General features: G+C 70.7%; 22 protein-coding genes, 1 tRNA gene and 2 pseudogenes. 13 read left to right on the forward strand and 12 right to left on the reverse strand.

The window, feature by feature from the left end:
* Positions 1–171: 171 nt before the first annotated feature.
* A complete protein-coding gene (rny, locus tag ABNF97_RS17500) occupies positions 172–1,947 on the forward strand; it encodes a ribonuclease Y (protein ID WP_130464190.1) in 1,776 nt (591 codons plus the stop codon).
* Between the two features lie 118 nt (positions 1,948–2,065).
* Here rny and ABNF97_RS17505 read toward each other — a convergent pair whose 3' ends face one another.
* From ABNF97_RS17505 to ABNF97_RS17535, 7 genes are all read right to left on the reverse strand, one after another.
* Positions 2,066–2,947 (reverse strand): ABC transporter permease subunit, encoded by an 882-nt coding sequence (locus ABNF97_RS17505; RefSeq protein ID WP_130464189.1) that lies wholly within the window; start codon positions 2,945–2,947, stop codon positions 2,066–2,068.
* Complete coding sequence (locus ABNF97_RS17510; protein ID WP_349339151.1) at positions 2,944–3,600, reverse strand: amino acid ABC transporter permease; 657 nt, start codon at positions 3,598–3,600, stop codon at positions 2,944–2,946. The genes ABNF97_RS17505 and ABNF97_RS17510 overlap by 4 nt, the downstream gene beginning before the upstream one ends.
* An 88-nt stretch (positions 3,601–3,688) precedes the next feature.
* Positions 3,689–4,624 (reverse strand): glutamate ABC transporter substrate-binding protein, encoded by a 936-nt coding sequence (locus ABNF97_RS17515; protein WP_349339152.1) that lies wholly within the window; start codon positions 4,622–4,624, stop codon positions 3,689–3,691.
* Between the two features lie 59 nt (positions 4,625–4,683).
* Entirely contained in the window at positions 4,684–5,436 is a 753-nt protein-coding gene (locus ABNF97_RS17520; RefSeq protein ID WP_130464186.1) for an ATP-binding cassette domain-containing protein, read from the reverse strand.
* A 321-nt stretch (positions 5,437–5,757) separates the two neighbouring features.
* Positions 5,758–5,853, reverse strand: a tRNA-Sec gene (locus ABNF97_RS17525).
* A gap of 331 nt (positions 5,854–6,184) precedes the next feature.
* Complete coding sequence (locus ABNF97_RS17530; protein ID WP_349339153.1) at positions 6,185–6,535, reverse strand: hypothetical protein; 351 nt, start codon at positions 6,533–6,535, stop codon at positions 6,185–6,187.
* A gap of 1,117 nt (positions 6,536–7,652) precedes the next feature.
* Positions 7,653–7,952: a hypothetical protein gene (locus tag ABNF97_RS17535; RefSeq protein WP_130464183.1), complete on the reverse strand. Its 300-nt coding sequence runs from the start codon at positions 7,950–7,952 to the stop codon at positions 7,653–7,655.
* Between the two features lie 367 nt (positions 7,953–8,319).
* On the opposite strand from ABNF97_RS17535, the gene cutA reads away from it, so the two are divergent.
* Positions 8,320–8,652 carry a divalent-cation tolerance protein CutA gene (gene cutA / locus ABNF97_RS17540; protein ID WP_349339154.1) on the forward strand — a complete coding sequence of 111 codons (333 nt, stop codon included), beginning with the start codon at positions 8,320–8,322 and terminating at the stop codon, positions 8,650–8,652.
* Here the strand turns inward: cutA and ABNF97_RS17545 are convergent.
* On the reverse strand, positions 8,630–9,811 hold the full coding sequence (locus ABNF97_RS17545; protein ID WP_349339155.1) for a helix-turn-helix domain-containing protein: 1,182 nt from the start codon (positions 9,809–9,811) through the stop codon (positions 8,630–8,632). The genes cutA and ABNF97_RS17545 overlap by 23 nt on opposite strands.
* Before the next feature lie 673 nt (positions 9,812–10,484).
* Here ABNF97_RS17545 and ABNF97_RS17550 point away from each other — a divergent pair.
* Positions 10,485–10,967, forward strand: coding sequence for a hypothetical protein (locus tag ABNF97_RS17550; RefSeq protein WP_130464181.1), 483 nt, complete (start codon positions 10,485–10,487; stop codon positions 10,965–10,967).
* Here the strand turns inward: ABNF97_RS17550 and ABNF97_RS17555 are convergent.
* Entirely contained in the window at positions 10,913–11,230 is a 318-nt protein-coding gene (locus tag ABNF97_RS17555) for a DUF2277 family protein (protein ID WP_349339156.1), read from the reverse strand. The genes ABNF97_RS17550 and ABNF97_RS17555 overlap by 55 nt on opposite strands.
* 79 nt (positions 11,231–11,309) lie before the next feature.
* Here ABNF97_RS17555 and miaB point away from each other — a divergent pair, with 79 nt between their 5' ends.
* Complete coding sequence (gene miaB / locus ABNF97_RS17560; protein WP_130464179.1) at positions 11,310–12,803, forward strand: tRNA (N6-isopentenyl adenosine(37)-C2)-methylthiotransferase MiaB; 1,494 nt, start codon at positions 11,310–11,312, stop codon at positions 12,801–12,803.
* Between the two features lie 69 nt (positions 12,804–12,872).
* Here miaB and ABNF97_RS17565 read toward each other — a convergent pair whose 3' ends face one another.
* Positions 12,873–14,081 carry a DUF349 domain-containing protein gene (locus ABNF97_RS17565; RefSeq protein WP_349339157.1) on the reverse strand — a complete coding sequence of 403 codons (1,209 nt, stop codon included), beginning with the start codon at positions 14,079–14,081 and terminating at the stop codon, positions 12,873–12,875.
* A gap of 201 nt (positions 14,082–14,282) precedes the next feature.
* Between ABNF97_RS17565 and ABNF97_RS17570 the strand changes: the two genes are divergently transcribed.
* The 3 genes from ABNF97_RS17570 (at position 14,283) to dapF (ending at position 17,143) form a co-directional block, all read left to right on the forward strand.
* On the forward strand, positions 14,283–15,176 hold the full coding sequence (locus tag ABNF97_RS17570) for a class III extradiol dioxygenase subunit B-like domain-containing protein (protein WP_349339158.1): 894 nt from the start codon (positions 14,283–14,285) through the stop codon (positions 15,174–15,176).
* Positions 15,173–16,123 carry a tRNA (adenosine(37)-N6)-dimethylallyltransferase MiaA gene (miaA, locus tag ABNF97_RS17575; RefSeq protein WP_130464177.1) on the forward strand — a complete coding sequence of 317 codons (951 nt, stop codon included), beginning with the start codon at positions 15,173–15,175 and terminating at the stop codon, positions 16,121–16,123. The genes ABNF97_RS17570 and miaA overlap by 4 nt, the downstream gene beginning before the upstream one ends.
* A gap of 174 nt (positions 16,124–16,297) precedes the next feature.
* Positions 16,298–17,143: a diaminopimelate epimerase gene (dapF, locus tag ABNF97_RS17580; RefSeq protein WP_349339159.1), complete on the forward strand. Its 846-nt coding sequence runs from the start codon at positions 16,298–16,300 to the stop codon at positions 17,141–17,143.
* A gap of 73 nt (positions 17,144–17,216) precedes the next feature.
* Here the strand turns inward: dapF and ABNF97_RS17585 are convergent, their stop codons facing one another.
* Positions 17,217–18,743, reverse strand: coding sequence for an NAD-dependent malic enzyme (locus tag ABNF97_RS17585; RefSeq protein ID WP_502930503.1), 1,527 nt, complete (start codon positions 18,741–18,743; stop codon positions 17,217–17,219).
* A 633-nt stretch (positions 18,744–19,376) separates the two neighbouring features.
* Between ABNF97_RS17585 and hflX the strand changes: the two genes are divergently transcribed.
* Both hflX and ABNF97_RS17595 read left to right on the forward strand, forming a co-directional pair.
* Positions 19,377–20,828: a GTPase HflX gene (gene hflX / locus ABNF97_RS17590; protein ID WP_130464174.1), complete on the forward strand. Its 1,452-nt coding sequence runs from the start codon at positions 19,377–19,379 to the stop codon at positions 20,826–20,828.
* Positions 20,829–20,951: 123 nt separating this feature from the next.
* Positions 20,952–22,745, forward strand: coding sequence for a hypothetical protein (locus tag ABNF97_RS17595; protein ID WP_349339161.1), 1,794 nt, complete (start codon positions 20,952–20,954; stop codon positions 22,743–22,745).
* A 117-nt stretch (positions 22,746–22,862) separates the two neighbouring features.
* On the opposite strand, the gene lexA is transcribed toward ABNF97_RS17595, so the two are convergent.
* Positions 22,863–23,648, reverse strand: a complete 786-nt coding sequence (gene lexA / locus ABNF97_RS17600; RefSeq protein ID WP_349339162.1) for a transcriptional repressor LexA — start codon at positions 23,646–23,648, stop codon at positions 22,863–22,865.
* Between the two features lie 265 nt (positions 23,649–23,913).
* Here lexA and ABNF97_RS17605 point away from each other — a divergent pair, with 265 nt between their 5' ends.
* From ABNF97_RS17605 to ABNF97_RS34200, 4 genes and pseudogenes are all read left to right on the forward strand, one after another.
* A complete protein-coding gene (locus ABNF97_RS17605; protein ID WP_130464172.1) occupies positions 23,914–24,240 on the forward strand; it encodes a LysM peptidoglycan-binding domain-containing protein in 327 nt (108 codons plus the stop codon).
* A 301-nt stretch (positions 24,241–24,541) separates the two neighbouring features.
* Positions 24,542–25,054 carry a transcriptional regulator NrdR gene (nrdR, locus tag ABNF97_RS17610; protein WP_130464171.1) on the forward strand — a complete coding sequence of 171 codons (513 nt, stop codon included), beginning with the start codon at positions 24,542–24,544 and terminating at the stop codon, positions 25,052–25,054.
* Between the two features lie 70 nt (positions 25,055–25,124).
* Positions 25,125–25,601, forward strand: a pseudogene (locus ABNF97_RS34195) (vitamin B12-dependent ribonucleotide reductase); the annotation flags it as partial.
* Between the two features lie 9 nt (positions 25,602–25,610).
* A pseudogene (locus ABNF97_RS34200) lies at positions 25,611–26,483 on the forward strand (LAGLIDADG family homing endonuclease); the annotation flags it as partial.
* Between the last annotated feature and the right edge of the window lie 12 nt (positions 26,484–26,495).

The raw sequence follows: 26,495 nt of genomic DNA on the forward strand, positions 1-26,495 counted from the left end.
CACTGCCCGGTGGCCGTACCCTCGGCCAGCCGCCTCGGTCGGGCGTCGTGACAGCCGTAGGGGCATCCTCACCCACGGGATGCCACTCCGGCGCTTGACGGGCACAGGGGAGGCGGCCATGACCGAGCGGGCCAGGATCGGTAGCGGGTTCAGTCACGCCGGAGCGCACCGGTGAGCGGCCTCGAAGGGATACTGCTGGCGGCCATCGTAGGACTGGTCGCGCTGGTGCTCGTCGCGATCAGCCTGGGCGCCCGGGCGCTGCGCCGGATCGGCAGCGTGGCCGCCGCGCCGCCGCCGGACGACCCGGCCTTCGTCGCCGAGAAGGACCGGCAGGAGCAGTCGCTGGCCGCGCTGCGTACCGCCGCCGACGAGGCGTCGTCCAGCGTCGACACGGCCAAGTCGGCCGCCGCCGCGGCCCGGGCCGACGCCGCCGCCGCGAAGGCCGAGGCGAGCGCCGCCCGGGCCGAGGCGCAGCGGGTGCTGGACGCCGCCCGGGCCGAGGCCGACACCGTACTGGACCGGGCACACCGGCAGGCCGAGGCGGACGCCGAGCAGGTGCGCGCGGCAGCCCGCCGCAGCGGCGAGCGGGAGATCTCGCTGCTCGCCTCCACCACCCGGGAACAGGCGGCGGAGGTGGAGCGGCGAGCCCAGCGGATGGACGATCGGGAGCGGCTGCACACCGAGGAGGTGGAACGGCTCGCCGAGCGGGAGCGCCAGCTGACCGCCGCGACCGCCGAGCTGGCGGCCCGGAAGGCGGCGCTGGTCGCCCGGGAGACGGCCCTGGCCGAGGCGGAGGAGCAGCGCAAGCGGGAGCTGGAGCGGATCGCCGGGCTGACCGCCGACGCGGCCCGGGCCGAGCTGGTGGAGGCGATCGAGGGACAGGCGAAGCGGGAGGCGGCGATCCTGGTCCGGGACATCGAGGCCGACGCCCGGAACACCGCCGAGCAGCGGGCCCGGCACATCGTGGTCGACGCGATCCAGCGGGTGGCCAGCGAGCAGACCGCGGAGAGCGTGGTCAGCGTGCTGCACCTGCCCGGCGACGAGATGAAGGGCCGGATCATCGGCCGCGAGGGGCGCAACATCCGGGCCTTCGAGTCGGTCACCGGGGTCAACCTGATCATCGACGACACTCCGGAAGCCGTACTGCTCTCCTGCTTCGACCCGGTGCGCCGGGAAATCGGCCGGTTGACCCTGGAGAAGCTGGTACTCGACGGTCGGATCCACCCGCACCGCATCGAGGAGGTCTTCGAGACCGCCAAGCACGAGGTGGAGCGGCTCTGCCAACGGGCCGCCGAGGACGCCCTGGTCGAGGTGGGCATCACCGAGATCCATCCCGAGATGGTGAGTCTGCTGGGGCGGTTGCGCTACCGGACGTCGTACGGGCAGAACGTGCTCAAGCACCTGGTCGAGACCGCGCACATCGCCGGGATCATGGCCGCCGAGCTGCGGCTGGACGTGCCGCTGATCAAGCGGTCCGCGTTCCTGCACGACATCGGCAAGGCGCTCACCCACGAGGTGGAGGGAAGCCACGCGCTGATCGGCGCCGACCTGGCCCGCAAGTACGGCGAGGCGGAGGAGGTCGTGCACGCGATCGAGGCGCATCACAACGAGGTGCCGCCGCAGACCGTCGAGGCGGTGCTGACCCAGGCCTCCGACGCCTGTTCCGGCGGTCGGCCGGGCGCCCGCCGGGAGAGCCTGGAGGCGTACGTCAAGCGGCTGGAACGGATCGAGGAGATCGCCGGCGGCAAGTCGGGCGTGGAGAAGGTCTTCGCCATGCAGGCGGGCCGGGAGATCCGGGTGATGGTCAAGCCGGACGACGTCGACGAGATCGGCGCGGCGGTGCTGGCCCGGGACGTGGCGAAGCAGATCGAGGAGGAGCTGACCTATCCCGGTCAGATCCGGGTGACCGTCGTACGCGAGTCCCGGGTCACCGAGATCGCCCGCTGACGGCCCGTCCTCCTCGAACCCGCTGGTGAAGCCAGCCTCACGCCCCGGCCTGAATGCCATTTGGTGGCGGCCGGGAGGTGAGGCTGGCTGCGTGAGGAGAGCGGCGGCGCGGACTGCCTCAGCCGACGCTGGCGGTCCCGCTCGCGGGGTTACCGATGTCCTCGGTTTCCGCCACCGGGGCGGCCGTCTTCGGAGTCCGCATCATCCGTTTCTGGAGCCACCAGGCCAGCATCGAGAGCAGGCCGCAGATGGAGATGTAGATGACGGCGATGATCAGGTACGTCGGCACGTACGGCAACCCGAACGACAGCCGACCGCCGATCGTCTTGCCGACGTAGAGCAGCTCCGGATAGGTGATGATGAAGCCGAGCGCGGTGTCCTTGAGCAGCACGACCAGCTGGCTGACGATCGCCGGCAGCATCGAGCGCACCGCCTGGGGCAGCAGGATCAGCCGGAGTACCTGGTTCTTCCGCAGGCCGATCGCGTACGCGCCCTCGGCCTGGCCCCGCGGAACGGCGTTCAGGCCGGCCCGGAAGATCTCGGCCAGCACCGAGCCGTTGTACAGGGTCAGCCCGATGACCAGGGCCCAGAGCTTGTCGATCGGCCAGCCGTACTGCAGCGGCACGTAGTAGCCGAAGAAGATCAGGATCAGCAGCGGGATGGCCCGGAAGAGTTCGACGACGAAGCTCGCCGGCGCCCGCAGGATCCACCGGTCGCTGAGCCGGGCGCTGGCGAAGACGGCGCCGAAGAGCAGGGCGAGCACCGTGGCGATGCCGGCCGCCTTGAGGGTGGCCCAGAGCCCGTTGAGCAGCTCGATCTGTACGGCCTCGAACTTGAACTGCTCCCACTTCAGCGCCTCGAACTGGCCGGTCTGCCACAGCCGGTAGCCCACGAAGGCGATCAGACCGGCGATCCCGGCGATCGCGAGGATCCCGATCAGGCCGTTGCGGCGGCGTGCTTTCGGCCCCGGCAGGTCGTAGAGAACCGTCGCCTGACTCACCGTGCCACCGTCCACTTACGCTCGAGGAACCGCTGGAGGTAGACCAGCGGAAGGATGAGGATGAGGAAGCCGATCGTGATCCAGAGCAGCACGGCGAACTGCGGTTCACCCCGCTCGGCCATGTACGCCGGGATGGCACCGGCCTCCAGCACAGAGAATCCGGCGGCGATGGTGGTGTTCTTGAGCATCGCGATCATTACGCTCATCATCGGCGGCACCATGGAACGGAACGCCTGTGGCAGGACGATCAGCCCGAGTACCTGGTCGAAGGTCATGCCCAGGGCGCGGGCCGCCTCGGCCTGTCCGGCCGCCACGGTGTTGACGCCGGACCGGACCACCTCGCAGACGAATGCGGAGGTGTAGAGCGTGAGCGCGATGCAGGCGGCCGGGAAGTAGTCGATGTTGACGTCGAGTTTCGGCACCGCGAAGACGAGGAACGCGAAGACCAGCGTCAGTGGGGTGTTACGCAGCAGGTTGACGTACGTCGCCCCGAACGCGCGCAGCGCGGGAACCGGGGAGACCCGCATCGCACCGAGCAGGGTACCGAGAAGGAGGGTGAAGACGGCGGAGCGCAGGAAGAGATTGACGGTAGTGGTGAACCCGTCGATGAATAGGACCCGGTTGTCCGTCAGTACGCGGAAGAACTCGCCCATGCCTCGCTCTCAGTCGTCGCCAGGCCGGGCGGGGAGCGGGAACTCCCCGCCCGGCGTCGTTAGCAGATCAGATTGCCCTCAGCGGCGCTCAGTACCGCTCCACCGTCGGCGGGCTGGCCGAAGAGCCGGACTTGCCCAGCGTGCCGTCGTAGATCTTCTGCCAGGTGCCGTCGGTGAACGCCGCCTCGATCTGGTCGTTGACGTAGTCCCGCAGCGCCTTGTCGTCCTTGGGCAGGCCGATGCCGTACTTCTCGGTGCTGAACGGCTCGCCGACGACCTTGAGCTCACCGGCCGCCTGCGCCGCGTAGCCCTTGAGGATGGCGTCGTCGGTGGTGAGCGCGTCCACCTTGCCGTCGAGCAGCTGCGACACGCACTCGGAGTACGTCTTGAACTCGACGATGTTCTCCGGCTCGGTCAGGCCCTCGTCCCGGATCTTCTGGATCGGGGTCGAACCGGTCGCGGAGCAGACCTTCTTGCCCTTGAGGGTGTCCTTGCCGGTGATCGCGGTCTCGTCCTTGCGGACCAGCAGCGACTGCCCGGCGACGTAGTACGGCCCGGCGAAGGAGATGTCGTTCTTCCGCTTGTCCGTGATCGAGTAGGTGCCGACGTAGTAGTCGACCTCGCCACCCTTGATCGCGGTCTCCCGGTTCGCCGACGGGATCTCCTTGTATTCGATCTTCGACGGGTCGATCCCGAGCTTGCTCGCGATGTACTGGGCGATCTCGATGTCGAAGCCGCAGCGGGTGCCCTGGGCGTCCTTGTAGCCGAGGAATGGCTGGTCGAACTTGACGCCGACGGCGACCTTGCCGGCCGCCTTGATCTTGTCGTAGGTCGGGCTGCCGGTGATGGCGACGTTGGAGGCCGGGGTGAAGGTGGTGCCGGACGACTGGCAGGTGTCGCCGATCGGCGCGTCGGAGCCGTTGCCGGCGCCACTCGGCGTCGGCGCGCCCTCTTCACCGCAGGCCGCCACCGACAGGGCGAGCGCCGCCATAGCGGTCAATGCCGCCATGCGTGCGATACGCATTATCTTTCTCCTCCTCTTGGTGGAGCGGCGCCCGCAGCGACGCTCCACATACTGGACAACTAGTGGGTCAGGATCTTCGACAGGAAGTCCTTGGCCCGCTCGCTGCGCGGGTTGCCGAAGAACTCGTCCGGCGGCGCGTCCTCGACGAGCTGGCCGTCGGCCATGAAGATGACCCGCTTGGCAGCGTGCCGGGCGAAGCCCATCTCGTGGGTGACCACGACCATCGTCATTCCGTCGGTGGCCAGCGAGGTCATCACGTCCAGCACCTCGCCGACCATCTCCGGGTCCAGCGCGCTGGTGGGCTCGTCGAAGAGCATCGCCTTCGGCTGCATGGCCAGGGCCCGGGCGATCGCGGCCCGCTGCTGCTGCCCGCCGGAGAGCTGGGCGGGGTACTTGTCTGCCTGGCTCGCGATTCCGACCCGCTCCAGCAGCTGCATGGCGCGGTCCCGGGCGACGGCCGGCTTTTCCTTGCGGACCTTGATCGGGCCGAGGGTCACGTTGTCCAGAATGCTTTTGTGGGCGAAGAGATTGAACGACTGGAAGACCATGCCGACCTCGCTGCGCAACCGGGCCAGGGCCCGCCCTTCGGCCGGTAGCGGCTGACCGTCAAACGTGATCGTCCCGGAGTTGATCGGCTCCAACCGGTTTATCGCGCGGCACAGCGTCGACTTTCCGGAGCCGGACGGGCCGATGACCACGACCACCTCGCCCCGCTGCACGGAGAGGCTGACGTCCTGCAACACGTGCAACGGGCCGAACCACTTGTTGACGCCGTCAAGCCTGATGAGCGGCTGGTCGGTCGTACCGGTCACGTCGTCTCCTCGCTGCGCTCGTCGGCGCCATGACCCGGTGTGCTGAGCCGGCTGACGCCGTCGCTCCGCTCGGTCATGCCCCTACCTGTCTCGTCCACGATCTGTCGCACCGGATTCCGCTGAATCGGTGACGCAACTCTAGGGGACCTGACGTGCTGGAATGCAATCGAGTTCATCACGGGGCGGTAACACCGCCAGCGCCGATCGGGGCTGTCTGCTAGGACTTGTTGACTCTGAGTGACGCCCCGCTGATGGTGCCTCTCGGGCGACGCGGACTGCTGGTGACCGGAACCTGACATCGGAGTGCAGCGGGGGACGAGCTGGCGGAGGCGTACGGGAATCGAACCCGCCCGACCGAGCTACTCGGTCGCATCGGTTTTGAAGACCGTGAGGACCACCAGGCGCCTGCCCGCCTCCGTGGCCAGCGGCGTTGTTCCGCCCCTGATCGTAGGGGGTGCGCCATTCGGGTGCTTCGCGGAGCCGCCTATCAGCCCCATCGACTGGACCCGGCATGGACACGTCGCGACACGACCCTGATCACCGACCTGCCGGACACGCTGGAGGTGTTCGTCGCGCTCACTGCGGCGCATCAGGGCGTAGCCACGTCCGCCCGCGCCACCCGTACCGGCGGGGACCCCGGTGCCCTGTCAGCGGAGCTAGGTTCGGTAGCCCTGGCTGCGGGGGTGAGACACGCAGCACGGCGGCCCCGGTCTCTTCAGGTGCCGGGGCCGCATCGTCGTGCGGGGCGTCAAACCCGGGCGGCTTGTACGCCCTTGGAGTGATAGTCGGCGCGCGCTGCCGGGCCCTGACCCCAGTTAGCGGTGCATCCCTCGATCGCGTGGATCGCGCTGCGGATGACCGCCATCGACTTGCTGATGGCGGTCGCTTCGTCATCGGCGGCGATGACGAGCTCCACTACTACTGCCCCGCGGTCCGCTTCGCTCGACGTGGCAACGTCTCCAATGTCGCTGTTGCAGGCTTCCAGGTCGAGTAGCGCGTCCATCAGCCGCTCGCCTTCCCGGTGAAGCTCCTCCGTCGGCAGTCGTGAGCCGTCTGGCAGCCGTACGGCGAACTCGTGGGCGATGTGTACCTGCATCATCTGCTCTTACCCCCTCCTTCGTCGCTCCAACAACTCTTCTGCCGGGCCCACTTGATCACTTCTCTGCCATAGTTCGGGTTTGATGGAGTCAGGTGGACCTGTCGCTGGTGTAACCCGCAGGGGCAGCGGACGGTGTAGTACTTCGGCGGGTCAAGAATCTTGTACCCATGTCGGTGAAGGACCTTCAGTACAATCTCAAGATCCTTCTTTGGGTGCTTCTTCCAGTAGCCCAATACTGCCTCCTGAGAGGGGCTCAGGGTAGCGTTTGTGCAACACAGGACAGGTCCCCGGTGACAAATCGGACAAGGGCATACGTGCTTTGACGCCCAGCATGACTGTCACGCGGCGAATCGGACAGCCGTACGGATGGTTACCACTTGATGTCGGAGCGGTGCTGAAGCGGCCCTGATCATGCAGCGCGGCCCTGTCCCAGCGGTAGTCCTTGACGGCGGGGACGAACAGCTGGTGATGCTCTGGCCCACCCTGATCACCGCCCTGGCCCGGGACCCGGACCGAGCGGCGACGAGCGGGTCAGCGGAGCCGGCGCCGTCGACCCGGCCCGCCCGGTCAGCTCCGGAGTCCTCTCGGCGCTCGCCACCCTGCACCGCGACGTCCCGAAGGCCGCCCGACGCTGCGCCGAGATCCTCGGCCAGCCACACCGGGCCACCCGGGACATCCCCGGCCACCTCCGGCTTCTGCCGACCTGGCACGCCCGGATGATGGCCACCAACGCCGCAGAGCCGCCCAGCAGCTCGGCACCGAGGTGACCGGGTGGCTCGGCCTCTCACTCCCGACGCGCTCGGCCTGATCGTCCCCGACCGGCGCTGCTGGGGTACTGCCCGAACCACAACGACCCGCTGACCCTGCCCGCTCCGGCTGCCGTCAGTCGACGGCAGGCTGCCGAGCTGTGGATAACTGGGTGCCCTGTGGATGGACGCCTGATCATGCCCCGGGTGTGGTAGGCGGGCTGTCCGGCCAGCACGCCGGGCAGGCACACAACCGCGTCACCGTGCCGGCGCCATCACCGATGATGACCGCACCCGGGCAGCCGTGCGGCGTGTCGCTCGGCAACGGTGGCGGCCGGTCCGCGAGCCAGCACGACATACAGATCGTCGTCTCACCCATCGGCGGCCAGCCGTCCCCGTAGCGTCTGCGTCACCTCACGCAGCTCCTCGGCGGTCACCTTGTCCGGGTGGGCGGCGCGGGTCAGGATCTCCGCGGCCTGCCCCGGCACCGGGTCGCCGATCCGGGTGAAGTCGCCGATCCGGGTGAAGTAGTCGACGGCCCACGTCAGGTACCGGCACTGCCCGTCGTCGTCGCACTGCCAGCAGCGGGCACTGTTGCGGTGCATGTGCAGGAACCGGCGGGCCGACAGGTCCTCCAGCGTCGCCGACCAGCCGTCGAACATGCTGGTCATCGACGACGCCTTGGCATCCGCACCCAGCGACGCAGCTCCGGATCCCACCGGTAGTCCTTGACCTGGTGGAGCCGCATCCAGATCCAGCCGCGAGTACGCCACAGCAGCACGTGATCACCTCCGGTACGCCACGGCGCCCCGGAGCACAGGTCACGGAGCGCCGCTCATGTGGTGGATGGTCAGGCCGGTCCGGAGCGTCCGGGGGGCGCCCCGGACCGGCCGGGGCCGCACGGTTGCGACCGGTGGTTCGACGTCCACCGCCGTGCGTCCCCGCCCGTCAGCCTCGCCGGTCAACCCAGGCGCAGGACAGCCACGGCGCGTCCTCTGGCTGTCCGCCGCGCTGTCCGCGGACGGCTACCCTCTCCCTGTGACCGACTATCTGGAAGTGGCCACGGCAACCGAGACGCGGGAGGCCGCGATGGCGCTCGCCGAGCATGCCGTCGGGGCCCGGCTGGCCGGCAACGCACAGGTTGTTGGGCCCATGACCAGCGTGTTTTGGCACCTCGGCGAACAGGGCACCGGGGAGGAGTGGCGTCTGCTGCTCTACACCACGGCGAACCGCTACGCGGAGCTGGAGGCCCTGCTGCTGGAGCGTCACCCGTGGGACAACCCGCAGGTGACGGCCACCCCGATCGTGGCCGGATCCGCGGCATGCCTGGCCTGGCTGTCCGAATCGGTCAGCCCCGAGGCTGGCCGCTGAACAGACCTTGCAGCTCCGTGGCGCAGGGCAGCAGCGCGTACGGGCCAAGCCGACCCAGGAACGCCTCGATCCGCTGCCCTGGCCGGGTCGATCCCACCCCGGTGGACAGCCGGACGGCGCGGCCGGCGGTGGCGCAGCCCTGCTCGACCTCGTTCGCGTCCAGGTAGGCGTCCGCCAGCCACGACAGGTACAGGGCCTTGTCCCGGGCGTGCGTGTCCTCGTACCGGCCGAGCACTGCCTCGAGGATCGGGATCGCCCGCATCGGCCGCCGCAGGACGGCCCAGCAACGACCTGCCATGATCTCCGCCTCGCGGTGGTCGACCCAGTACACCCAGTCGGGCTCGGGCCGGCCGTGGCGCTCAGTCAGGCACGTGGCTCCGAGGTCCAGATGCCGCTCTGTGTCGTCTGCGTGCCCGTTAACGGCGTGCACCCACGCGCGACGCAGATGCAGCAGCGCCCGGACGACCGGTGTCGCCGACTCGGCAGCCGTGTCGTACGCCGCCGTCATCGTCTCCGTCGCCCGGCGGCCAAGCGCCAGCTCCTGGTAGGCGAGGAAGACCATGGCGTTACCCGCCAGCGGCAGATCCCCGATGTCACGTGCGACCGCCAGACTGGACCGGTACCAACGCTCGGCGTCGTCGTGCCGGCCGGCGTCGAACGCCGCCCAGCCGGCCATCTGCGCTTGTTCCGCGAAGACCCTGAGTAACTCGCGCCCGGTGCTCTCTGTGTAGCTGCCGTCCTGGACGATCCGCAGCGTCGATTCCAGTTCGGTCGAGTACATCGCGACCGTGTCGGCGCCGCCGAGGTAGTCGTCGATCCGCCGTAGCCGGGCGGTCCGATCGGCGATCTGCTGGGGTGTGTCGGCACCGACCCGGCGGCCGTGGTGGAGGATCGCGTGCGGGAGCGCGACGGCCAGGCCAGCCCGGGCGATCACTTCCCGGCGGCGCATGCCGGTGCCGGCCAGTGCGGCGAGCGCCCCGCCCGCCCCGAGCGCCTCGTCGATGCGCTCGGCCGCCTGCGGCGTGGGCTCCTTCATCCCGGTCTCCAGCTCGTGCAGGTAGCTCTTGCCGTAGAAGGCGGTGGCGGCCAGCTTGCGCAGCGACATGCCGCGCTCGGTACGCAGTTCGCGCATCCGAGCCGCGAACCCGGTTTCAGGCATTGAGACTCCCAGGTAGCGGTCTGGGCGGCGGGCCACCGGCCGCTACTCTGGCGCCCGCCACTTCGGACGGTACAGCCAGCGGTAGCGTGGCGTCACGCGTCGTCGGATGACCTCTCGACTGCTCGCCGCGCCATCTCTGCTGGCCGGTCGCACTCGATCTCGGCGCGGATCTGACCCAAGATCTCGGTCAGCCGTTCGTGACCTCCCGGCCCTTGGGATGTCCGGGTCGAGTGGTTCGACGTGGCTCACGTTCGGCGCGATGACCGGGGCGGCCAGAAGGTGCCGCCCCCGGCTACCGGGGAGGCGTTCGTCCCGCCGCACCTGCGGACGACGTCACGGGGCGGACGGCGGTCACCGGCGGTCTGGGGTCACGGGACCGGAGCCCGAACTGTCCGGTGGGCGACCCGGATCGCCCGAACAGGACACGCTCGGTGAGCGTCTCCGGCGAGCTGCGCCGGAACCGAGTCCTTCTCCGACTACAATAGGTAGTCAAGGGTCGTCTATTTCGGCGGATATGGTCACAGACCGGTAACTTAGCCGCTCTCGACCTGGTGTGCCCGGCACCATCGGGGGTGAGGCCGTCACACCCAGGTACGGGATGTCCGGTCCGACGGGGGGATGCCCGACCGAGACCCGGCATCCAGCCACGAACGATTACGGCGAGGAGGCGGCAATGATCGAGCTGTGGAACTGGAGGACGGAGGGGCGCGTCGCCGCCTCGGAGATCCGCCTCGCACTTGCCGACGCGCTCGACGTACCGGTGCTGCCGCTCGGCGGGGTCGACCTGGCCCGGGTGCCGTCCGGCGCGCTGCTGGTGGACGTCTGGCACCGTCCCGGCGACTTCCCGAGCTCCGTCGACTGCTACGGCGTGCCGGCCGGGCTGCCGGAGGTCGGCGCCGTCGCGGCGTTCGCCCGCCGGCTGGGCCGGGCCTGTCTGCTGCCGGACGACACCCTCGACGCCGGCCGGCACCTGCTGGTCGCGGCGGACGGCACCATTCGGCCCGTGCACCACGACGTGCGCGACACCGAGGAGGGCGAGATCCTCTCCGAACAGCGGCTCTGCACCGTACTCAGCCCGCGCTGCCGGGGGTGGTCACCCTGTCAGCGGTCGCGCTGGGTCCCGGACTCGGTGATCCCGGCGCTCGCCGCCGCCTGACCGTTCGCCGCCGCCTGACCGTTCGCCGCCGCCTGGCCGTTCGCCGCCGCCTGGCCGGAGCCCTTCACCACGAGCTGGTCGAGCAGGGTCCGGGTCGCCTCGGCCACCGCGGCCACCGCCGCGTCGAAGGCCGCCGCGTTGTGCGCGGCCGGGGTGCGGAAACCCGAGATCTTCCGGACGTACTGCAACGCCGCTGCCTCGATGTCCGTCTCGGTGACGACCTCGGCGTACGGCTGGCGAAGGGTCTTGATGCTCCGGCACATGGCGCTACCTTCCGGTCGAGCGGGGTGGACGTCCCGGGGGAACAGCCTTCCCGGGCCCTGCGGATACTCTGTCACTGTCATGACTACCGCAGCCCCCGGCAGCCCGCGTACCTATCAGGTGCGCACCTACGGCTGCCAGATGAACGTGCACGACTCCGAGCGGATCTCCGGACTGCTGGAGCAGGCCGGCTACGTGCGCGCGGCCGATTCCGACGATCCGGACGTGGTGGTCTTCAACACCTGTGCGGTGCGCGAGAACGCCGACAACCGGCTCTACGGCAACCTCGGGCACCTCCGCCCGGTCAAGAACAAGCGTCCCGGCATGCAGATCGCGGTCGGCGGTTGCCTGGCCCAGAAGGACCGGGGCGAGATCGTCCGCCGGGCCCCCTGGGTCGACGTGGTCTTCGGCACGCACAACATCGGTGCGCTGCCGGTGCTGCTGGAGCGGGCCCGGCACAACGCCGCCGCCGAGGTGGAGATCCTGGAGTCGCTGGAGATCTTTCCCTCCACGCTGCCGACCCGTCGCGAGTCGACGTACGCCGGCTGGGTGTCGATCTCGGTGGGGTGCAACAACACCTGCACCTTCTGCATCGTGCCGGCGCTGCGCGGCCGGGAGAAGGACCGCCGCCCCGGCGACATCCTGGCCGAGGTTCGCGCCCTGGTCGCCGAGGGTGTGCTCGAGGTCACCCTGCTCGGCCAGAACGTGAACTCGTACGGCGTCGAGTTCGGTGACCGGCTCGCCTTCGGCAAGCTGCTCCGGGCCACCGGGGAGGTCGACGGGCTGGAACGGGTCCGGTTCACCAGCCCGCATCCGAAGGACTTCACCGACGACGTGATCGCGGCGATGGCCGAGACCCCGAACGTCTGCCACTCGCTGCACATGCCGCTGCAGTCCGGCTCGGACGACGTGCTCCGGGCGATGCGCAGGTCGTACCGGGCCGAGCGCTACCTCGGGATCATCGAGAAGGTCCGGGCGGCGATGCCGGACGCGGCGATCACCACCGACATCATCGTCGGCTTTCCCGGCGAGACCGAGGCGGACTTCGTCCGCACCCTGGAGGTGGTCCGGGAGGCGCGGTTCGCCTCGGCGTTCACCTTCCAGTACTCGAAGCGTCCCGGCACCCCGGCCGCGACCATGCCGGACCAGTTGCCCAAGCAGGTGGTCCAGGAGCGGTACGACCGGCTCATCGCGGCGGTCGAGGAGATCACCTGGGCGGAGAACCGGAAGCTCGTCGGTACCCCGGTCGAGGTGCTGGTCGCGGTCGGCGAGGGACGTAAGGACGAGCGGACCGGACGGCTCTCCGGCCGGGCCCGGGACGGCCGGCTGGTGCACTTCGCCGCCGGCTCGTACGAGGGGCGGATCCGGCCCGGTGACGTCGTGCGGACCACGATCAGCTACGCCGCGCCGCACCACCTGAACGCCGACGGGGAGCCGCTGGCGCATCGGCGTACCCGGGCCGGTGACGCCGCCGAGGCGGGGCGTGCCCCGCGTACCGGAGGGGTGTCGCTCGGGCTGCCCACCGTCGGCGTGCCGCCACCGCTGCCCGCGTCCGCGGCGGCCTGCGACCGCTGAGGCGTGCGCGGGCCGGCATCAGGATCTACCGGCGCCCCCGGGCGGACCAGGTCCACCCGGTGGCCCGGCTCAGCTCGACTGTTCGGCCAACTCCAGGAACCGTCGCTTGGCGGTGAGGGCCTGCTCGGCCTCGCGGATTCGCTTCGCGTCGCCGGCTGCCCTGGCCCGCTCCAGCCGCTGCTCGGCCTCGGCCACCTGGTCGCGCATCTGCGCGAGCAGCGGGTTGGCCGACGGCTCGGTCCGCCGCCACGCCGAGTCCATCGCCTGGCGGACCTTCTCGTCCACCGCACGCAGCCGCCGGTCCAGGTTGGCCGCCGCGTCCCGGGGAACCCGGCCCGCCTCGTGCCACTGTCCCTGGATTTCCCGCAGCTTCGCCTGCGCGCCGCGCGGGTCGGCGTCGACGTCGAGCGCCTCGGCCTCGGCGAGCAGGGCCTGCTTGCGTTCCAGGTTGCCGCGCTGCTCCGCGTCCCGGGCCGAGAAGACCTCGCTCCGCCGGGAGAAGAAGCTGTCCTGGGCCCCCCGGAACCGTTCCCAGAGTCGCTCCTCGGCCTCTTTGGAGGCACGCGGCGCCGCCTTCCACTGTGCCATCAGTTCCCGAAGCCGGTTGGCGGTGGCGGCCCAGTCCGTCGAGTCTGCCAGCGACTCGGCCTCGACGACCAACTCCTCCTTGGCCGCCTGGGCCTGCTTGCGCTGGGCGTCCAGGGTGGCGAAATGCGCCCCGCGCCGCCGGGTGAAGCCGTCCCGAGCGGCCGCGAACCGCTTCCACAGCTCGCCATCGGTCTTCTTGTCGACGCCGCGGATGGTCTTCCACTCGTCGAGGATCTCCTTGAGTCGGTCGCCCGCGGTCTTCCACCCGGTGGACTCCGCGGCGAGCTTCTCGGCCTCCTCGACCAGCGCCGTCTTCCTGGCCACCGCCTCGGCCCGGGCGGTTTCCCGGGCGAGGCGGGCCTCGCCCGCCTTGCTCTCGGCGAGTGTGGCCAGCCGGTCCAGTCGGATGGCGAGCGCGTCCAGGTCGCCGACCACGTGCGCCTCGGGGAGCGACGCCCGTAGCCGCCGGATGGTGGCGAGCGAACCCGACGGGTCCGCCGCCCCGGAATTGAGCCGGGCCTCTGTCAGGTCGACCTCGGTGACCAGGTCGGCGAAGCGGCGGGCGAAGTGGGCGAGGCCTTCCTCCGGCGCACCGGCCTGCCAGGAACCGACCATACGCTCGCCCTCGGCCGTCTTGACGTAGACGTTTCCGTCCGCATCCACCCGTCCAAAGGCAGTCCAGTCACTCATGAGCCCATCCTCGTTCTCCCGGCGCTGCCGGAGATGGGGGTCCCCGGCGGTCGCCGCCACGGCGCAGCAAAGTTTCTCCCGGCATTGTCACAGGTCCAACCCCGTCCGCGTCGAGCGCCTATCGTCGACCGTGACCATACGGTGTCCTTGACCGCACCCGGATCGTCTGCCCTTCGGGTGTAAGGTTCGCCCCCCGCTACGGTGGTGGGCGTGCCATTGGTCGCCGCCGCCGTCTGCCCGCACCCGCCGATGATCGTTCCGGAACTGGCCGTTTCCGCGTCCGGCGAGCTGGATGATCTCCGCCTCGCCTGCGCCGGGGCGGTCGATCGGTTGCTGGCGACCAGGCCGGACCTGGTAATCGTGGTGGGGGCCGGCGAGCGGACCGTCCGGCACGGGCCGGGCGACGCCGGCAGCTTCCGACCGTACGGGCTCGATCGGGTGCTGCGACTGGGTCCCGACGGTACCCGGACCGGGCGGGCGGACCTCCACCCGGAGCTGGAGGGCAACGACCTCGAACTGCCGCTGAGTCTGCTGATCGGTGCCTGGCTGCTGGACCGCGCCGGTGCCACCGGGCCGCGCCGGGGGCAGAGCGTCGCCACGGATACCCCGGCGGACGAGTGCCGGCGGATCGGTGCCGAACTGGTCGCGGATCCGGCCGGCCGCATCGCGCTGCTGGTGATGGGGGACGGGTCGGCCTGCCGGGGCCCGCGCGCACCGGGTTACGACGATCCGCACGCCCAGCCGTACGACGACCGGGTCGCCGCGGCTCTCCGGGACGCCGACGGTTCCGCGCTGCTCGGGCTGGAGCCGGAGCTGTCGACCCGGCTGCTGGTCGCCGGCCGGGCGTCCTGGCAGGTGCTCGCCGGTGCGACGGCCCGCAGCGGCGGATCCTGGCACGGCGACCTCAGCTACTACGCGGCGCCCTACGGAGTCAGCTACTTCGTCGCGACCTGGACCCCGTCCCGGCCGACCGGATCGCCCGGATCCGGCGGCGCGCACCGGCCGCCGCGATCTGCCGAACCGCACCGGCCGCCGCGATCCGCCGAACCGAAACGGCCGCCGCGATCCGGCGCGCCGGACGGAGCGCCGGTATGAGCGGGCGTGCCCGGATCGTCGCGGTGGTCGGCCCCACCGCCACCGGCAAGTCCGACCTGAGCATCGACCTCGCCAAGGCCATCGGCGCCGAGGTGGTCAACGCCGACTCGATGCAGCTCTATCGCGGGATGGACGTCGGGACCGCCAAGCTGACCCCGGCCGAGCGCGCCGGGGTACCGCACCATCTGCTGGACATCTGGGCGGTGACCGAACCGGCGAGCGTGGCGGCGTACCAGACACTGGCTCGGGCGGCCGTTGCCGACATCCTGGACCGGGGCCGGGTACCGCTACTGGTCGGTGGCTCTGGGCTCTATGTCCGGGCGGTGCTGGACGAGTTCGAGTTCCCCGGCACGGATCCGCTGGTCCGGGCGCGGTTGGAGGCGGAACTCGCCGAGTCGGGACCGGCGCCGATGTACGCCCGGCTGCGCGCCGCCGATCCGGTGGCGGCGGAGAACATTCTGCCCGGCAACGGGCGACGAATCGTACGGGCGCTGGAGGTGATCGAGCTGACCGGTGCGCCGTTCACCGCCGCACTGCCTCGACCGACCCCGTACTACGACGCCGTGCAGCTCGGGGTGGACCGGGCGACGGAGGCGCTGGACGAGCGGATCGCCCTACGGGTGGACCGGATGTGGGCCGACGGGCTGGTCGCCGAGACCCGGGCCCTGGTCGAGCGGGGACTGCGGGACGGCCGGACCGCCAGCCGGGCGCTCGGTTACCAGCAGGTGCTGCGGCTGCTCGACGGCGAGATCTCCGAGCCGGAGGCACGGGCCGACACGATCCGGGCGACCCGACGGTTCGTCCGGCGGCAGCGCTCCTGGTTCCGTCGCGATCCCCGGATCCACTGGTTGGACGGGGCCCGGCCGGACCTGGCGGAGGCGGCCCTCGCACTGCTCGCCGACCCGTCCGCCACCACCCCGGTGGAGCCGGCCCGCGACCCCCGCTGACCCGTCGCCGGCCTGCCACCGCCCACGTCACCACCGTTACCGCGCCAGATCCTCCCTCGGGACCGCTGGAACCGTGGGGACCGATGGTGCCGGAGGGGCTGCCCGGGCGCATCGATGGTGGGCTCGGGTGAGGGTGCCCGGCGGGGACGGGGTCCGCTCGGGGATGATGGAGGAGTGCGGTTCACCAAGGGCCACGGCACCGGCAACGACTTCGTGCTCCTGCCCGACCCAGATGGCCAACTCGGCCTGACCCCGTCGATCGTGGCGGCGCTCTGCGACCGTCGGCGCGGCATCGGCGCGGACGGCGTGCTGCGGGTCGTCAGGGCGGTCAAGCACCCGGACGCGGTCGGGTATGCCGGCGCCGCCGAGTGGTTCATGGACTACTGGAACTCCGACGGCTCCTTCGCGGAGATGTGCGGCAACGGGGTACGGGTCTTCACGAAATATCTGATCTCCAACGGGCTGGCCGAGCCGGTCGACGGCAGCCTGCCGATCGCCACCCGGGCCGGCGTGGTCCGGGCCGAGGTGACGGCCGGGGAGATCGCGGTGGATCTTGGGCGCCCCCGGATCACCGGAGGAGCGGTGGCCACCCTCGGCGGGCTGACCCTGGCCGGTACCGCCGTGGACTGCGGTAACCCGCACCTGGTCTGCGTACTGCCGGCGAGCGTCGCGCTGGCCGGACTCGATCTCACCCGTCCACCCGGGTTCGACCCGGCGGCGTTTCCGACCGGGGTGAACGTCGAGTTCGTCGCTGCCGAGGAGCCGGTCGACGGCGCCGATCTGCACGTGCGGATGCGGGTCTACGAGCGGGGCTCGGCGGAGACGCTCTCCTGCGGCTCCGGCGCCTGCGCGGTGGCGGCGGTGGCGTTGCGGGACGTTGGGCGTACCAGTGGCGCGGTGGCGGTGGACGTGCCCGGCGGCCGGCTGACGGTGATCCTGGACGACGAGAGTTGTTGGCTCGCCGGCCCGGCGGTGCTGGTCGCGCACGGCGAGATCGACCTGGCCGCGTTCACCGTCTGAGTCTCCCGGTCGCCGGTCGCCGGTCGGCCTCCTCAAGCTCCGGTACGGACCCCGGCGCGGGTCGCCGGGACGGTCAGCTCGACAGCGGGCTGGCCGGGGCGGCGGCCTCGGCGGCGACCTCGGGCAGGTCGGCCGGCCCGGGGTCCGCGGCCGGCGGGGGAGCGGGCTGCTGCGCCGCGGCCCGGACCGCCGCGGCCACCGCCGGTGCCACCCGGGAGTCGAAGACGCTCGGCACGATGACCGTCGGGTTGATCTTGTCTGCCCCGACGACGTCGGCGATGGCCCGGGCGGCCGCGATCGCCATCTCCTCGGTGAACTGCTCGGCGTGCGCGTCGAGCATGCCGCGGAAGACGCCAGGGAAGGCGAGCACGTTGTTGATCTGGTTGGGCTGGTCTGACCGACCGGTGGCGACCACAGCCGCGTGCCTGCGCGCGTCCCGGGGATCCACCTCCGGGTCCGGGTTGGCCAGCGCGAAGACGATCGAGTCGGGGGCCATCGCGGCGACATCGTCGCCGGTGAGCAGGTTGGGAGCGCTCACCCCGATGAAGACGTCAGCCCCGCGCAGCGCCGCCTTGAGCTCGCCGGAGAAGGCGTCCCGGTTCGTGTTCTCGGCGAGCCACTGCCAGGCAGGGTTCAAGCCGCCCAGGTTGCGGTGCAGCGGCCCCTGTCGGTCGTACGCGATGATGTCGCCGACGCCCTGCCGGAGCAGCAGTTTCATGATGGCCGTACCGGCGGCACCGGCACCGGAGACCACCACCCGGACGTCGGCGAGCTTCTTGCCGACCACCCGGAGGGCGTTGGTGAGCGCGGCGAGCACCACGATCGCGGTGCCGTGCTGGTCGTCGTGGAAGACCGGAATGTCGAGCAGTTCACGCAGCCGGGTCTCGATCTCGAAGCACCGTGGCGCGGCGATGTCCTCCAGGTTGATCCCGCCGTACTGCGGGGCGATCGCGCGGACGATCGAGACGATCTCGTCCGGGTCCTGGGTGTCCAGCACCACCGGCCAGGCGTCCACCCCGCCGAACCGCTTGAAGAGTGCGGCCTTGCCCTCCATCACCGGTAGTGCCGCCGCCGGACCGATGTTGCCCAGCCCGAGTACGGCCGAGCCGTCCGTCACCACCGCGACGGTGTTCCGCTTGATGGTCAGCCGCCGCGCGTCGGCGGGGTTCTCCGCGATGGCCAGGCAGACCCGTGCGACTCCCGGGGTGTACGCCCGGGAGAGCTCGTCCCGGTTGCGCAGCGCCACCTTCGGGGCAACCTCGATCTTGCCGCCCAGGTGCAGCAGGAAGGTCCGGTCGGAGACCTTGCGAACGTCCACCCCGTTCAGCCCGGTCAACGCCTTCACCACCTGGTCGGCGTGGGTGGCATCGGCGGTGTCGCAGGTCAGGTCGACGACCACAGTGGTGGGATCGGAGTCGACCACGTCGAGCGCGGTCACGATGGCGCCGGCCTCCCCGACGCAGGTGGTCAGCCGGCCGATGGCCGAGGCGTCCGCCGTTACGCTGATCCGGATGGTGATCGAGAATCCGGCGCTCGGCAGTCGGGTGATCGCCACGTGGTCCTCCGTCGTATTCCGCGGCTTCGTTGCCGTTGTCTGCATTCTCGCGTGCCGGGCCGGAGCCGCCATCGGCCGGGCCGGCCTCCGTCGCCATCCGACGACCCGCACCACCCTAGGCCGGGTCGCCGACGCCGCCGAAGCCAGCCCGGGCGGTTGAGACACCATCGACGTACCCTGCGGGGTTCTTACCGGGCCGGCGCCCGGCCGGGAATGTTCCGGCGGTGCCGCCCGTTGCGCAAGCTGCGGTTGCCTCGCGCCCGACGCGGTCGCCGGGCGGCCGCGTCAACGGTCGATGCCAACGGCTGATGCCAGCGGTCGATGGCCAACGGCTGATGCCAGCGGTCGATGGCCAACGTTCGATGGCCAACGTTCGGGACGCCGACGGCTGGTCTGCATAGCGGGGTGCGGGCATATCCGGGTGCGTGCGAGGGACGCGCGTGTCACGATTGAATGCCACCGGCGCGCACGGCCCACACCGATCCACCCGGAGAAGCCGCAAAGCGCCCAGACGGCGTGAGAGGCTCGAGATGGCCGCCCGCCCGGGCAACCGGAAACCCGGGCAACGAGACCCGCAAAAGAGACTCCGGGCAACCGGAGACCCGGCAACGGGAGCGTCAGGCCCGAGCGGAGACCGGAAACATCGAGACCGGAAACACCCAGATCAGGAGGAACGGCTTGCGAGACCAGGAAAGCTTCGTTCGGTTGGCCGACGAGGACCTTGACGCCATCGTCATCGATGGCGACGTCACCACCGGCGAGCTGGAACTGGAGGACCGCCAGGCGCTTCGCCGGGTCGCGGGCCTCTCCACCGAACTCGCCGACGTCTCCGAGGTCGAATACCGGCAGCTCAGGCTGGAGCGGGTGGTCCTGGTCGGCGTCTGGACGGACGGCACGGTGACCGAGGCGGAGAACTCCCTCGCGGAGCTCGCCGCGCTCGCCGAGACGGCCGGTTCGCAGGTGTTGGAGGGCCTGATCCAGCGGCGCAACCGGCCGGATCCGGCCACCTACATCGGCCGGGGCAAGGTCGACGACCTCGGCTCGGTGGTGGTGGCCTCCGGCGCCGACACGGTGATCTGCGACGGCGAACTGTCCCCGTCCCAGCTGCGCAACCTGGAGCAGCGCACCAAGGTCAAGGTGGTCGACCGGACCGCGCTGATCCTCGACATCTTCGCTCAGCACGCCAAGAGCCGGGAGGGTAAGGCCCAGGTCGAGCTGGCCCAGCTCGAATACCTGCTTCCCCGGCTGCGTGGCTGGGGTGAGAGCCTTTCCCGGCAGGCCGGCGGTAGCGGCCGTGGCGGTGGCGCCGGTGGTGGCGTCGGGCTCCGCGGTCCCGGTGAGACGAAGCTGGAGACCGACCGGCGCCGGATCCGTATCCGGATCTCCCGGCTCCGCCGCGAGATCAAGAACATGCGGACCGCCCGGATCACCAAGCGGGCCCGCCGGGCCCGCAACGGCGTGCCGGCCGTGGCCATCGCCGGCTACACCAACGCCGGCAAGTCCAGCCTGCTCAACCGGCTGACCAATGCCGGGGTACTGGTCGAGGACGCCCTCTTCGCCACGCTGGACCCGACGACCCGCCGGGCGTACGCCTCGGACGGCCGGGTCTACACCCTGGCCGACACCGTCGGGTTCGTCCGGCACCTTCCGCACCAGATCGTCGAGGCGTTCCGCTCCACGCTTGAGGAGGTCGCCGACGCAGACCTGGTCGTGCACGTGGTGGACGGTGCGCACGCCGACCCGGAGGAGCAGGTCCGGGCGGTACGTGAGGTGCTGGCCGAGGTCGGTGCGGACAAGCTCCCCGAGCTGCTGGTGGTCAACAAGACCGACGCGGCGGACGAGGAGACCCTGCTCCGGTTGAAGCGGGAGTGGCCGGACGCGGTCTTCGTCTCCGCGCGCACGGGGGCCGGCGTCGCGGACGTCCGGGCGGCGATCGAGGCCCGGTTGCCCCGTCCGGCGGTGGAGGTCCGAGTGGTCCTTCCCTACGATCGGGGTGACCTGGTCGCCCGGGTACACCGCCGGGGCGAGGTACTCGGCACGGCGCACCTGCCGGAGGGGACGAAACTGCACGTACGGGTGGACGAGGCGCTCGCCGCGGAACTGGCGCCGTACCGGGAGGTAGTGGCGTGACCGGCCGCTCCGTTGGCCGGTGACGGGCTCCATCGGCCCGGTGACGGACTTCGTTGGCCCGGTGACGGAGGGTTGATCACGCCGCGTCCCCGGTTGGCGGCGACTGCATGCGACACTGAGCGGATGCGGCGAGTCCTCTCCATGGTGCCGGTTGTCTCCGGCGTGCTCGGGTTGAGCCTGGGCCTGGTCGGAGCCAGTCTCGGTTTCGGAGTTGTCGCGGCCTCCGCCGCCGCCGGCAAGAAGGTCTGCACCATCACCGACGAGCGGATGACTGAGCTCTCCGGCATGATCGCCACGTCGAGTGGTTACGTGATGATCAATGACGGAAGTGAGGATCCGTCCCGGGAGCGGGTCTTCCTGCTGGACACCAAGTGCAAGCTGAAGAAGACCGTCCAGTACGCGAGCAACCCGCTTGACCCGGAGGATCTCGCGCTCTCTCCGGACGGCAAGACGGTCTGGATCGCCGACACCGGCGACAACGGCGACGAGCGGCGGACCAGCGTCGTGCTCTGGAGCATGCCGGTCAGCGGTGCCAGCAAGCCGGTGCTGCACCGGCTGACCTTTCCCGGCAACAAGCGGCACGACGCCGAGGCGCTGCTGATCGGGTCCGACAACGTACCGCTGATCATCACAAAGGCGACCGGCAAGGCCGAGATCTACCGCCCGAAGGCGGCCCTGAAGAAGAACAACGACGAGGGTGTGCCGCTGGCGAAGGCCGGTGAGATCACCCTGCCGAAGTCCTCCACCGCCAACCCGTTCGGCGCGGCGGGCCGGGTGACGATCACCGGCGCGGCGCGGTCGCCGGACGGCAGCCGGATCGCCCTGCGTACCTACGCGGACGCCTTCGAGTGGGACGTTCAGGACGACGACCTGGTCAAGACACTGACGACTGGGAAGCCTCGGATGACGCCCCTGGCCGACCCGTTCGGCGAGGCCATCGCCTACACCCCGGACGGCAAGAATTTCCTCACCGTTTCGGACGTCGCGTCACTCGACCAGGACCTGGACGTGACGGTGCTGAGCTACACCCCGAGCAACGAGGTGGCGGCCGCGGCCGACGGCTCCGGTACCGACAAGAAGAAGTCCGCGAAGTCCTGGACGGATTCGTTGACCCTCGACGACATCACCTACCTCATCGCGGCCGTGGGGGTGCTCGGCGCCCTGCTGGTCGGGCTCGGCGTCTTCGGGATCGTGCGGTCCCGCCGCCGGCCCAGGGAGGACGGCCTGGGAGCCGTTGGACCCGACGGTGACGACGTCGATCCGAGGGCCGGCCGGGAGGGCGCCTCGGGCGGCGACCGGGACCGTCCCGGTGGCCGGCGAGGCGACCACGACGACGGGGCGGACTGGGGTCCGGCCCGGTCCGGCGGGTACGACGACGGCTACCGCTCCGATCGCCCGGCCGACGACTACGAGCCGGTCGGCCGGGGCAGGCCGTCCGGCGGTGTGTACGGCGGGAAGCCGGTCGACGGCGGCGGTGTGTACGGCGCGAAGCCGGCCGGCGGAGGCGGCGTGTACGGCGGCGGCCGTCCTCCGGGCGGCGCCGGCGGCCGGCCCCATGGTGGCGGTCGCCCCCCACAGGGCGGTGGCGTCGGTCGACCCCCGGGTGGCGGTGGTCGCCCACCAGCCGGCGGCGGCGTGTACGGCGCTCCCGCTGGCGGTGGTGGTGCTCCGGCCGGCCGGCCGCGGGCCGGTGGCGGCGGTGTCTATGGCGGCCAGCCGCCGGGCGGCGACGGCCACGGTAACGGCAACGGTCGGGGTGCTCGCCCCGGGCCGGACGACCAGTGGGGCGATCAGCGTGGCGGCCCGCCGTGGAGTGGCCAGGGCGCCGGGCCCCGGGGCGGCGGGCCCCGAGGTGCCCAGTACGGCCAGCCCCGGCAGCGCTCCGGCGGGCATCCCGACGACTACGACTACCGCTGATCCGAGCACACCACCGGCCCGGCCGCGCAGATTCCGGCTCGATCCACCGCTGCTCCGGGATGGGTCCGACCCGCGTCGGGCCCATCCCGCCGGCGGTGGGGACCAACGGCCGGTCCGTCAGATCCGGCGGAGCACCGCCACGACCCGGCCCATGATGGTGGCGCTGTCCCCGGCGATCGGGTCGAAGGCGGAGTTGGCCGGCATCAGCCAGACGTGCCCGTCCCGGCGGCGGTAGGTCTTGACCGTCGCCTCGCCGTCCAGCATCGCCGCGACGATTTCTCCCGAGTTCGCGGTCGGCTGCTGGCGGACGACCACCCAGTCGCCGTCACAGATCGCCGCGTCCAGCATCGAGTCGCCCTTGACCTGGAGCATGAAGACCTCTCCCTCGCCGACCAGTTCGCGGGGGAGCGGGAAGACGTCCTCGACGGCCTGCTCGGCGAGGATCGGGCCACCGGCGGCGATCTGACCGAGCAGGGGCACGTAGGCCGGGGTCGGGCGCTGCGCCCGGGCGGTCTCGTCGTCGATCATCTCGCTCGGCGGGCGGACGTCCACCGCCCTTGGGCGGTTCGGATCGCGCCGGAGGAATCCCTTGCGTTCCAGTTCCTTGAGCTGATAGGCCACGCTCGACGGGGAGACCAGGCCGACTGCCTCGCCGATCTCCCGGACGCTGGGCGGGTAGCCGTAGCGCTCCACCCAGTCCCGGATGAACTCGAGGATGCGGCGCTGCCGGGCGGTGAGGTCGGCGGTGACCAGGTCCGGGAAGGCGCTCACCACCGGCGTCACCGCACGCAGTGCGGGGGCGCCCTCCCGGCTCCGCGTTCCGGCCGCGCGTCGGCTGGCCCGGGTGCCAGGTGTGGCGCTCTTCTGGGGCTTCTGCCGGCTCGTCCGGTCCTCGGTCGACACGTCGTCCTCCTGATGGCGGTGGGGGTGCCTTGGCGGCTCGTGGTGCGTCGTGGCTCGTGGTGCGTCGTGGCTCGAACCCGGTCCCGCGTGTCGCACGGTCCCGTTGTCGATGGTCAAAACCGTATAGGTGAGATCACGTAGTTTCAAACATCTGTACGACATTCTGTGCGGCGTGTCGCCTCCGTCGGCTCGACATCGAACGCGTGTTCTGATAAACCATCGTACGTCCGTTCGTTCGAACTGATGTTCGACCTTGGAGGTCGCGATGGGTGCGACGGGATATCCGAGAACCTCCCAGGGGGGCGGCCGGCTGCGGCTCACCCGCCGGGGGCGGCTGGTCGTGACCCTGTTCCTGCTGCTCCTCGTCGCGGGACTGGCGGCGATCCTCTCGCCCGCCTCCCGGGCCGCCGATCCGCCGCGTTCGCCCGAGACGGCGGTGGTCCGGCCCGGTGACACCCTCTGGTCGGTTGCCGAGCGGCACCGGCCCGGCCGGCGCCCGTTCCCGGTGATCGACGAGATCCGCCGGCTCAACGGGCTCGACGACCACACGGTGCACGCCGGTCAGCGGCTGATCCTGCCGGCCAAGCGGTAACCACTCGCCGACAGCGCGGTTGGAGAAGTTGCGGGCCGCGCCACGCCCCGTTCAACTTGACCTCGGCTCGTCGGCGACATACGGTCGACCCCTAGATGTAGTAGTGACAAGGGTGTAAGTCGCCTAGAAGTTGGGGTTTCACTACCCACAGCTCTCAGGTTCGCGCAACGCCACGGGAGCCGCCGAAGGTGGCTGGCCCGTAGGTGCCGGCTGCCTGTGGGCGGGGCCGCGTTCGCGGCGGCCCGACGGTGTGGTGGTTCCGCCGGCCCGGCGGTTCCCGCGGTTGCGAAGGAGGTCGGCGATGCGGTGTCCGTACTGTCGGCACGCCGACTCCCGGGTGGTCGACTCGCGCGAGGCCGACGATGGCCAGCTGATCCGGCGCCGACGGGCCTGCCCGGAATGCGGCAAGCGGTTCACCACGGTCGAGGAGCCGGTGCTCGCGGTCGTCAAGCGCAGCGGGGTCACCGAGCCGTTCAGCCGGACGAAGATCATCGGCGGGGTGCGGAAGGCGTGTCAGGGCCGTCCGGTGGACGACGACGCGATCGCCCTGCTGGCCCAGCGGGTGGAGGAGACGGTCCGGGCCAAGGGCGCGGCCGAGCTGCCCAGTCACGAGGTGGGGCTCGCCATCCTGGGCCCGCTGCGCGAACTGGACGAGGTGGCCTATCTGCGCTTCGCCAGCGTGTACCGGTCGTTCGAGTCGCTGGACGACTTCGAGCGGGAGATCGACGCGCTGCGGTCGGCGGCGGTGGCGCGGAGCCGGTCGGCGGTGGACGGCGTCGGGGCCGCCCTGCCGGCGGGCGAGCCGGCCAGTTAGTTCTTTTGGGAAACAGATCAGCGAGGCCGTACGGCGGGAAGAGTCGTGCGTGCGTAAGGGGGCGGATGAGATGTCGGGGGAAGGTGTGACAGCAAGTAAGTCACGTACCCGGGCGGCGGCGGCGACGGCCGGCCTGAAGGTCGAGCGCGTCTGGACCACCGAGGGGGTGCACCCGTACGACGAGGTGACCTGGGAGCGCCGGGACGTCGTCATGACGAACTGGCGGGACGGCTCGATCAACTTCGAGCAGCGGGGCGTCGAGTTCCCGGAGTCGTGGAGCGTCAACGCGGCCAACATCGTCACCACCAAGTACTTCCGGGGCGCGGTCGGCACGCCGGAGCGGGAGTGGTCGCTCAAGCAGCTCATCGACCGGGTGGTGCGGACGTACCGGGCGGCGGGGGAGCAGCACGGCTACTTCGCCAGCCCGGCCGACGCCGAGGTCTTCGAGCACGAACTGGCCTGGATGCTGCTGCACCAGGTGTTCAGCTTCAACTCGCCGGTCTGGTTCAACGTCGGCACCGCCTCGCCGCAGCAGGTCAGTGCCTGCCAACCGTACGACTCGCTGGTGAGCACCCCGGGTGGACTGGTGCCGATCGGTCGGCTCGTCGAGGAGAACGCGGTCGGCACGAAGGTTTACGACGCCCACGGGCTGACCAAGATCCTCGCGGTAAAGGCCAATGGCGTGAAAGACGTGTTGCGGCTGCACACCAGGGCCGGTTACACGCTTGATGTCACCGCCGACCACCTGGTCTGGAAGTCGACGGGCGAGGAAAGCGGCCAGTTCGTGCCCGCCGGCACGCTCGTCGCCGGCGACGCCCTCCAGTGGCACCGCCGGGACGCATACGGCGAGGACGAGATCCAGCTACGGGAGATCGCCGAGGCTGCGCTGGCCGGATGGATGCAGTCGGACGGCTTCGTCGGGCAGTACCCGCACGGTACGAATCGGTCGATGACGATCGAGGCCATCACGGTCAACGACTACGAGCTCGACTGGGTGGTGACCGCGATCGACGAGGTGTTCCCGGGAGCACACCGACACGAGCGCGAGGTCGCGACCCAGGACGAGAACCCGGACTGCCGGCGTACCCGCCTCTACGGCGAGCACCTGCGGCCCTTCGTGGACAAGTGGGGCCTGCTGCACCGGGGGACCGCGATGGAGGTGCCGGCCGCCCTCTTCACGGCACCACTGCCGGTGGTCGCCGCGTACCTGAAGAGCATCTTCCAGGCCGAGGGGTACGTCTCGGCGCGGGAAAGCTCCACCCGGGTGGCGGTCGACATGGTGTCCGAGAAGCTGATCCGTGGCCTGCAACGGCTGCTGCTGCGCTTCGGGATCTTCTCCCGGGTCTCCTACAAGGCCGACAAGCGGGAAGATCGTCTCGGTTGCTGGTCGCTGGGGATCCAGAATGACGGCGACCGGCAGATCTTCGCCGACGAGATCGGG

This window comes from Plantactinospora sp. B6F1, assembly GCF_040120695.1.
GTDB lineage: Bacteria > Actinomycetota > Actinomycetes > Mycobacteriales > Micromonosporaceae > Plantactinospora.

What these genes read in the sequence shown, in the direction of transcription:
- ABNF97_RS17595 (WP_349339161.1), top strand. Translation starts at nt 20,952, where the DNA reads ATGCGGCGAGTCCTCTCCATGGTGCCGGTTGTCTCCGGCGTGCTCGGG.
- ABNF97_RS17510 (WP_349339151.1), bottom strand. Translation starts at nt 3,600, where the DNA reads ATGGGCGAGTTCTTCCGCGTACTGACGGACAACCGGGTCCTATTCATC.
- nrdR (WP_130464171.1), top strand. Translation starts at nt 24,542, where the DNA reads ATGCGGTGTCCGTACTGTCGGCACGCCGACTCCCGGGTGGTCGACTCG.
- ABNF97_RS17605 (WP_130464172.1), top strand. Translation starts at nt 23,914, where the DNA reads ATGGGTGCGACGGGATATCCGAGAACCTCCCAGGGGGGCGGCCGGCTG.
- ABNF97_RS17565 (WP_349339157.1), bottom strand. Translation starts at nt 14,081, where the DNA reads ATGAGTGACTGGACTGCCTTTGGACGGGTGGATGCGGACGGAAACGTC.
- ABNF97_RS17535 (WP_130464183.1), bottom strand. Translation starts at nt 7,952, where the DNA reads ATGACCAGCATGTTCGACGGCTGGTCGGCGACGCTGGAGGACCTGTCG.
- miaA (WP_130464177.1), top strand. Translation starts at nt 15,173, where the DNA reads ATGAGCGGGCGTGCCCGGATCGTCGCGGTGGTCGGCCCCACCGCCACC.
- ABNF97_RS17515 (WP_349339152.1), bottom strand. Translation starts at nt 4,624, where the DNA reads ATGCGTATCGCACGCATGGCGGCATTGACCGCTATGGCGGCGCTCGCC.
- miaB (WP_130464179.1), top strand. Translation starts at nt 11,310, where the DNA reads ATGACTACCGCAGCCCCCGGCAGCCCGCGTACCTATCAGGTGCGCACC.
- ABNF97_RS17545 (WP_349339155.1), bottom strand. Translation starts at nt 9,811, where the DNA reads ATGCCTGAAACCGGGTTCGCGGCTCGGATGCGCGAACTGCGTACCGAG.
- ABNF97_RS17555 (WP_349339156.1), bottom strand. Translation starts at nt 11,230, where the DNA reads ATGTGCCGGAGCATCAAGACCCTTCGCCAGCCGTACGCCGAGGTCGTC.
- ABNF97_RS17530 (WP_349339153.1), bottom strand. Translation starts at nt 6,535, where the DNA reads ATGATGCAGGTACACATCGCCCACGAGTTCGCCGTACGGCTGCCAGAC.
- ABNF97_RS17550 (WP_130464181.1), top strand. Translation starts at nt 10,485, where the DNA reads ATGATCGAGCTGTGGAACTGGAGGACGGAGGGGCGCGTCGCCGCCTCG.
- ABNF97_RS17585 (WP_502930503.1), bottom strand. Translation starts at nt 18,743, where the DNA reads ATGCAGACAACGGCAACGAAGCCGCGGAATACGACGGAGGACCACGTG.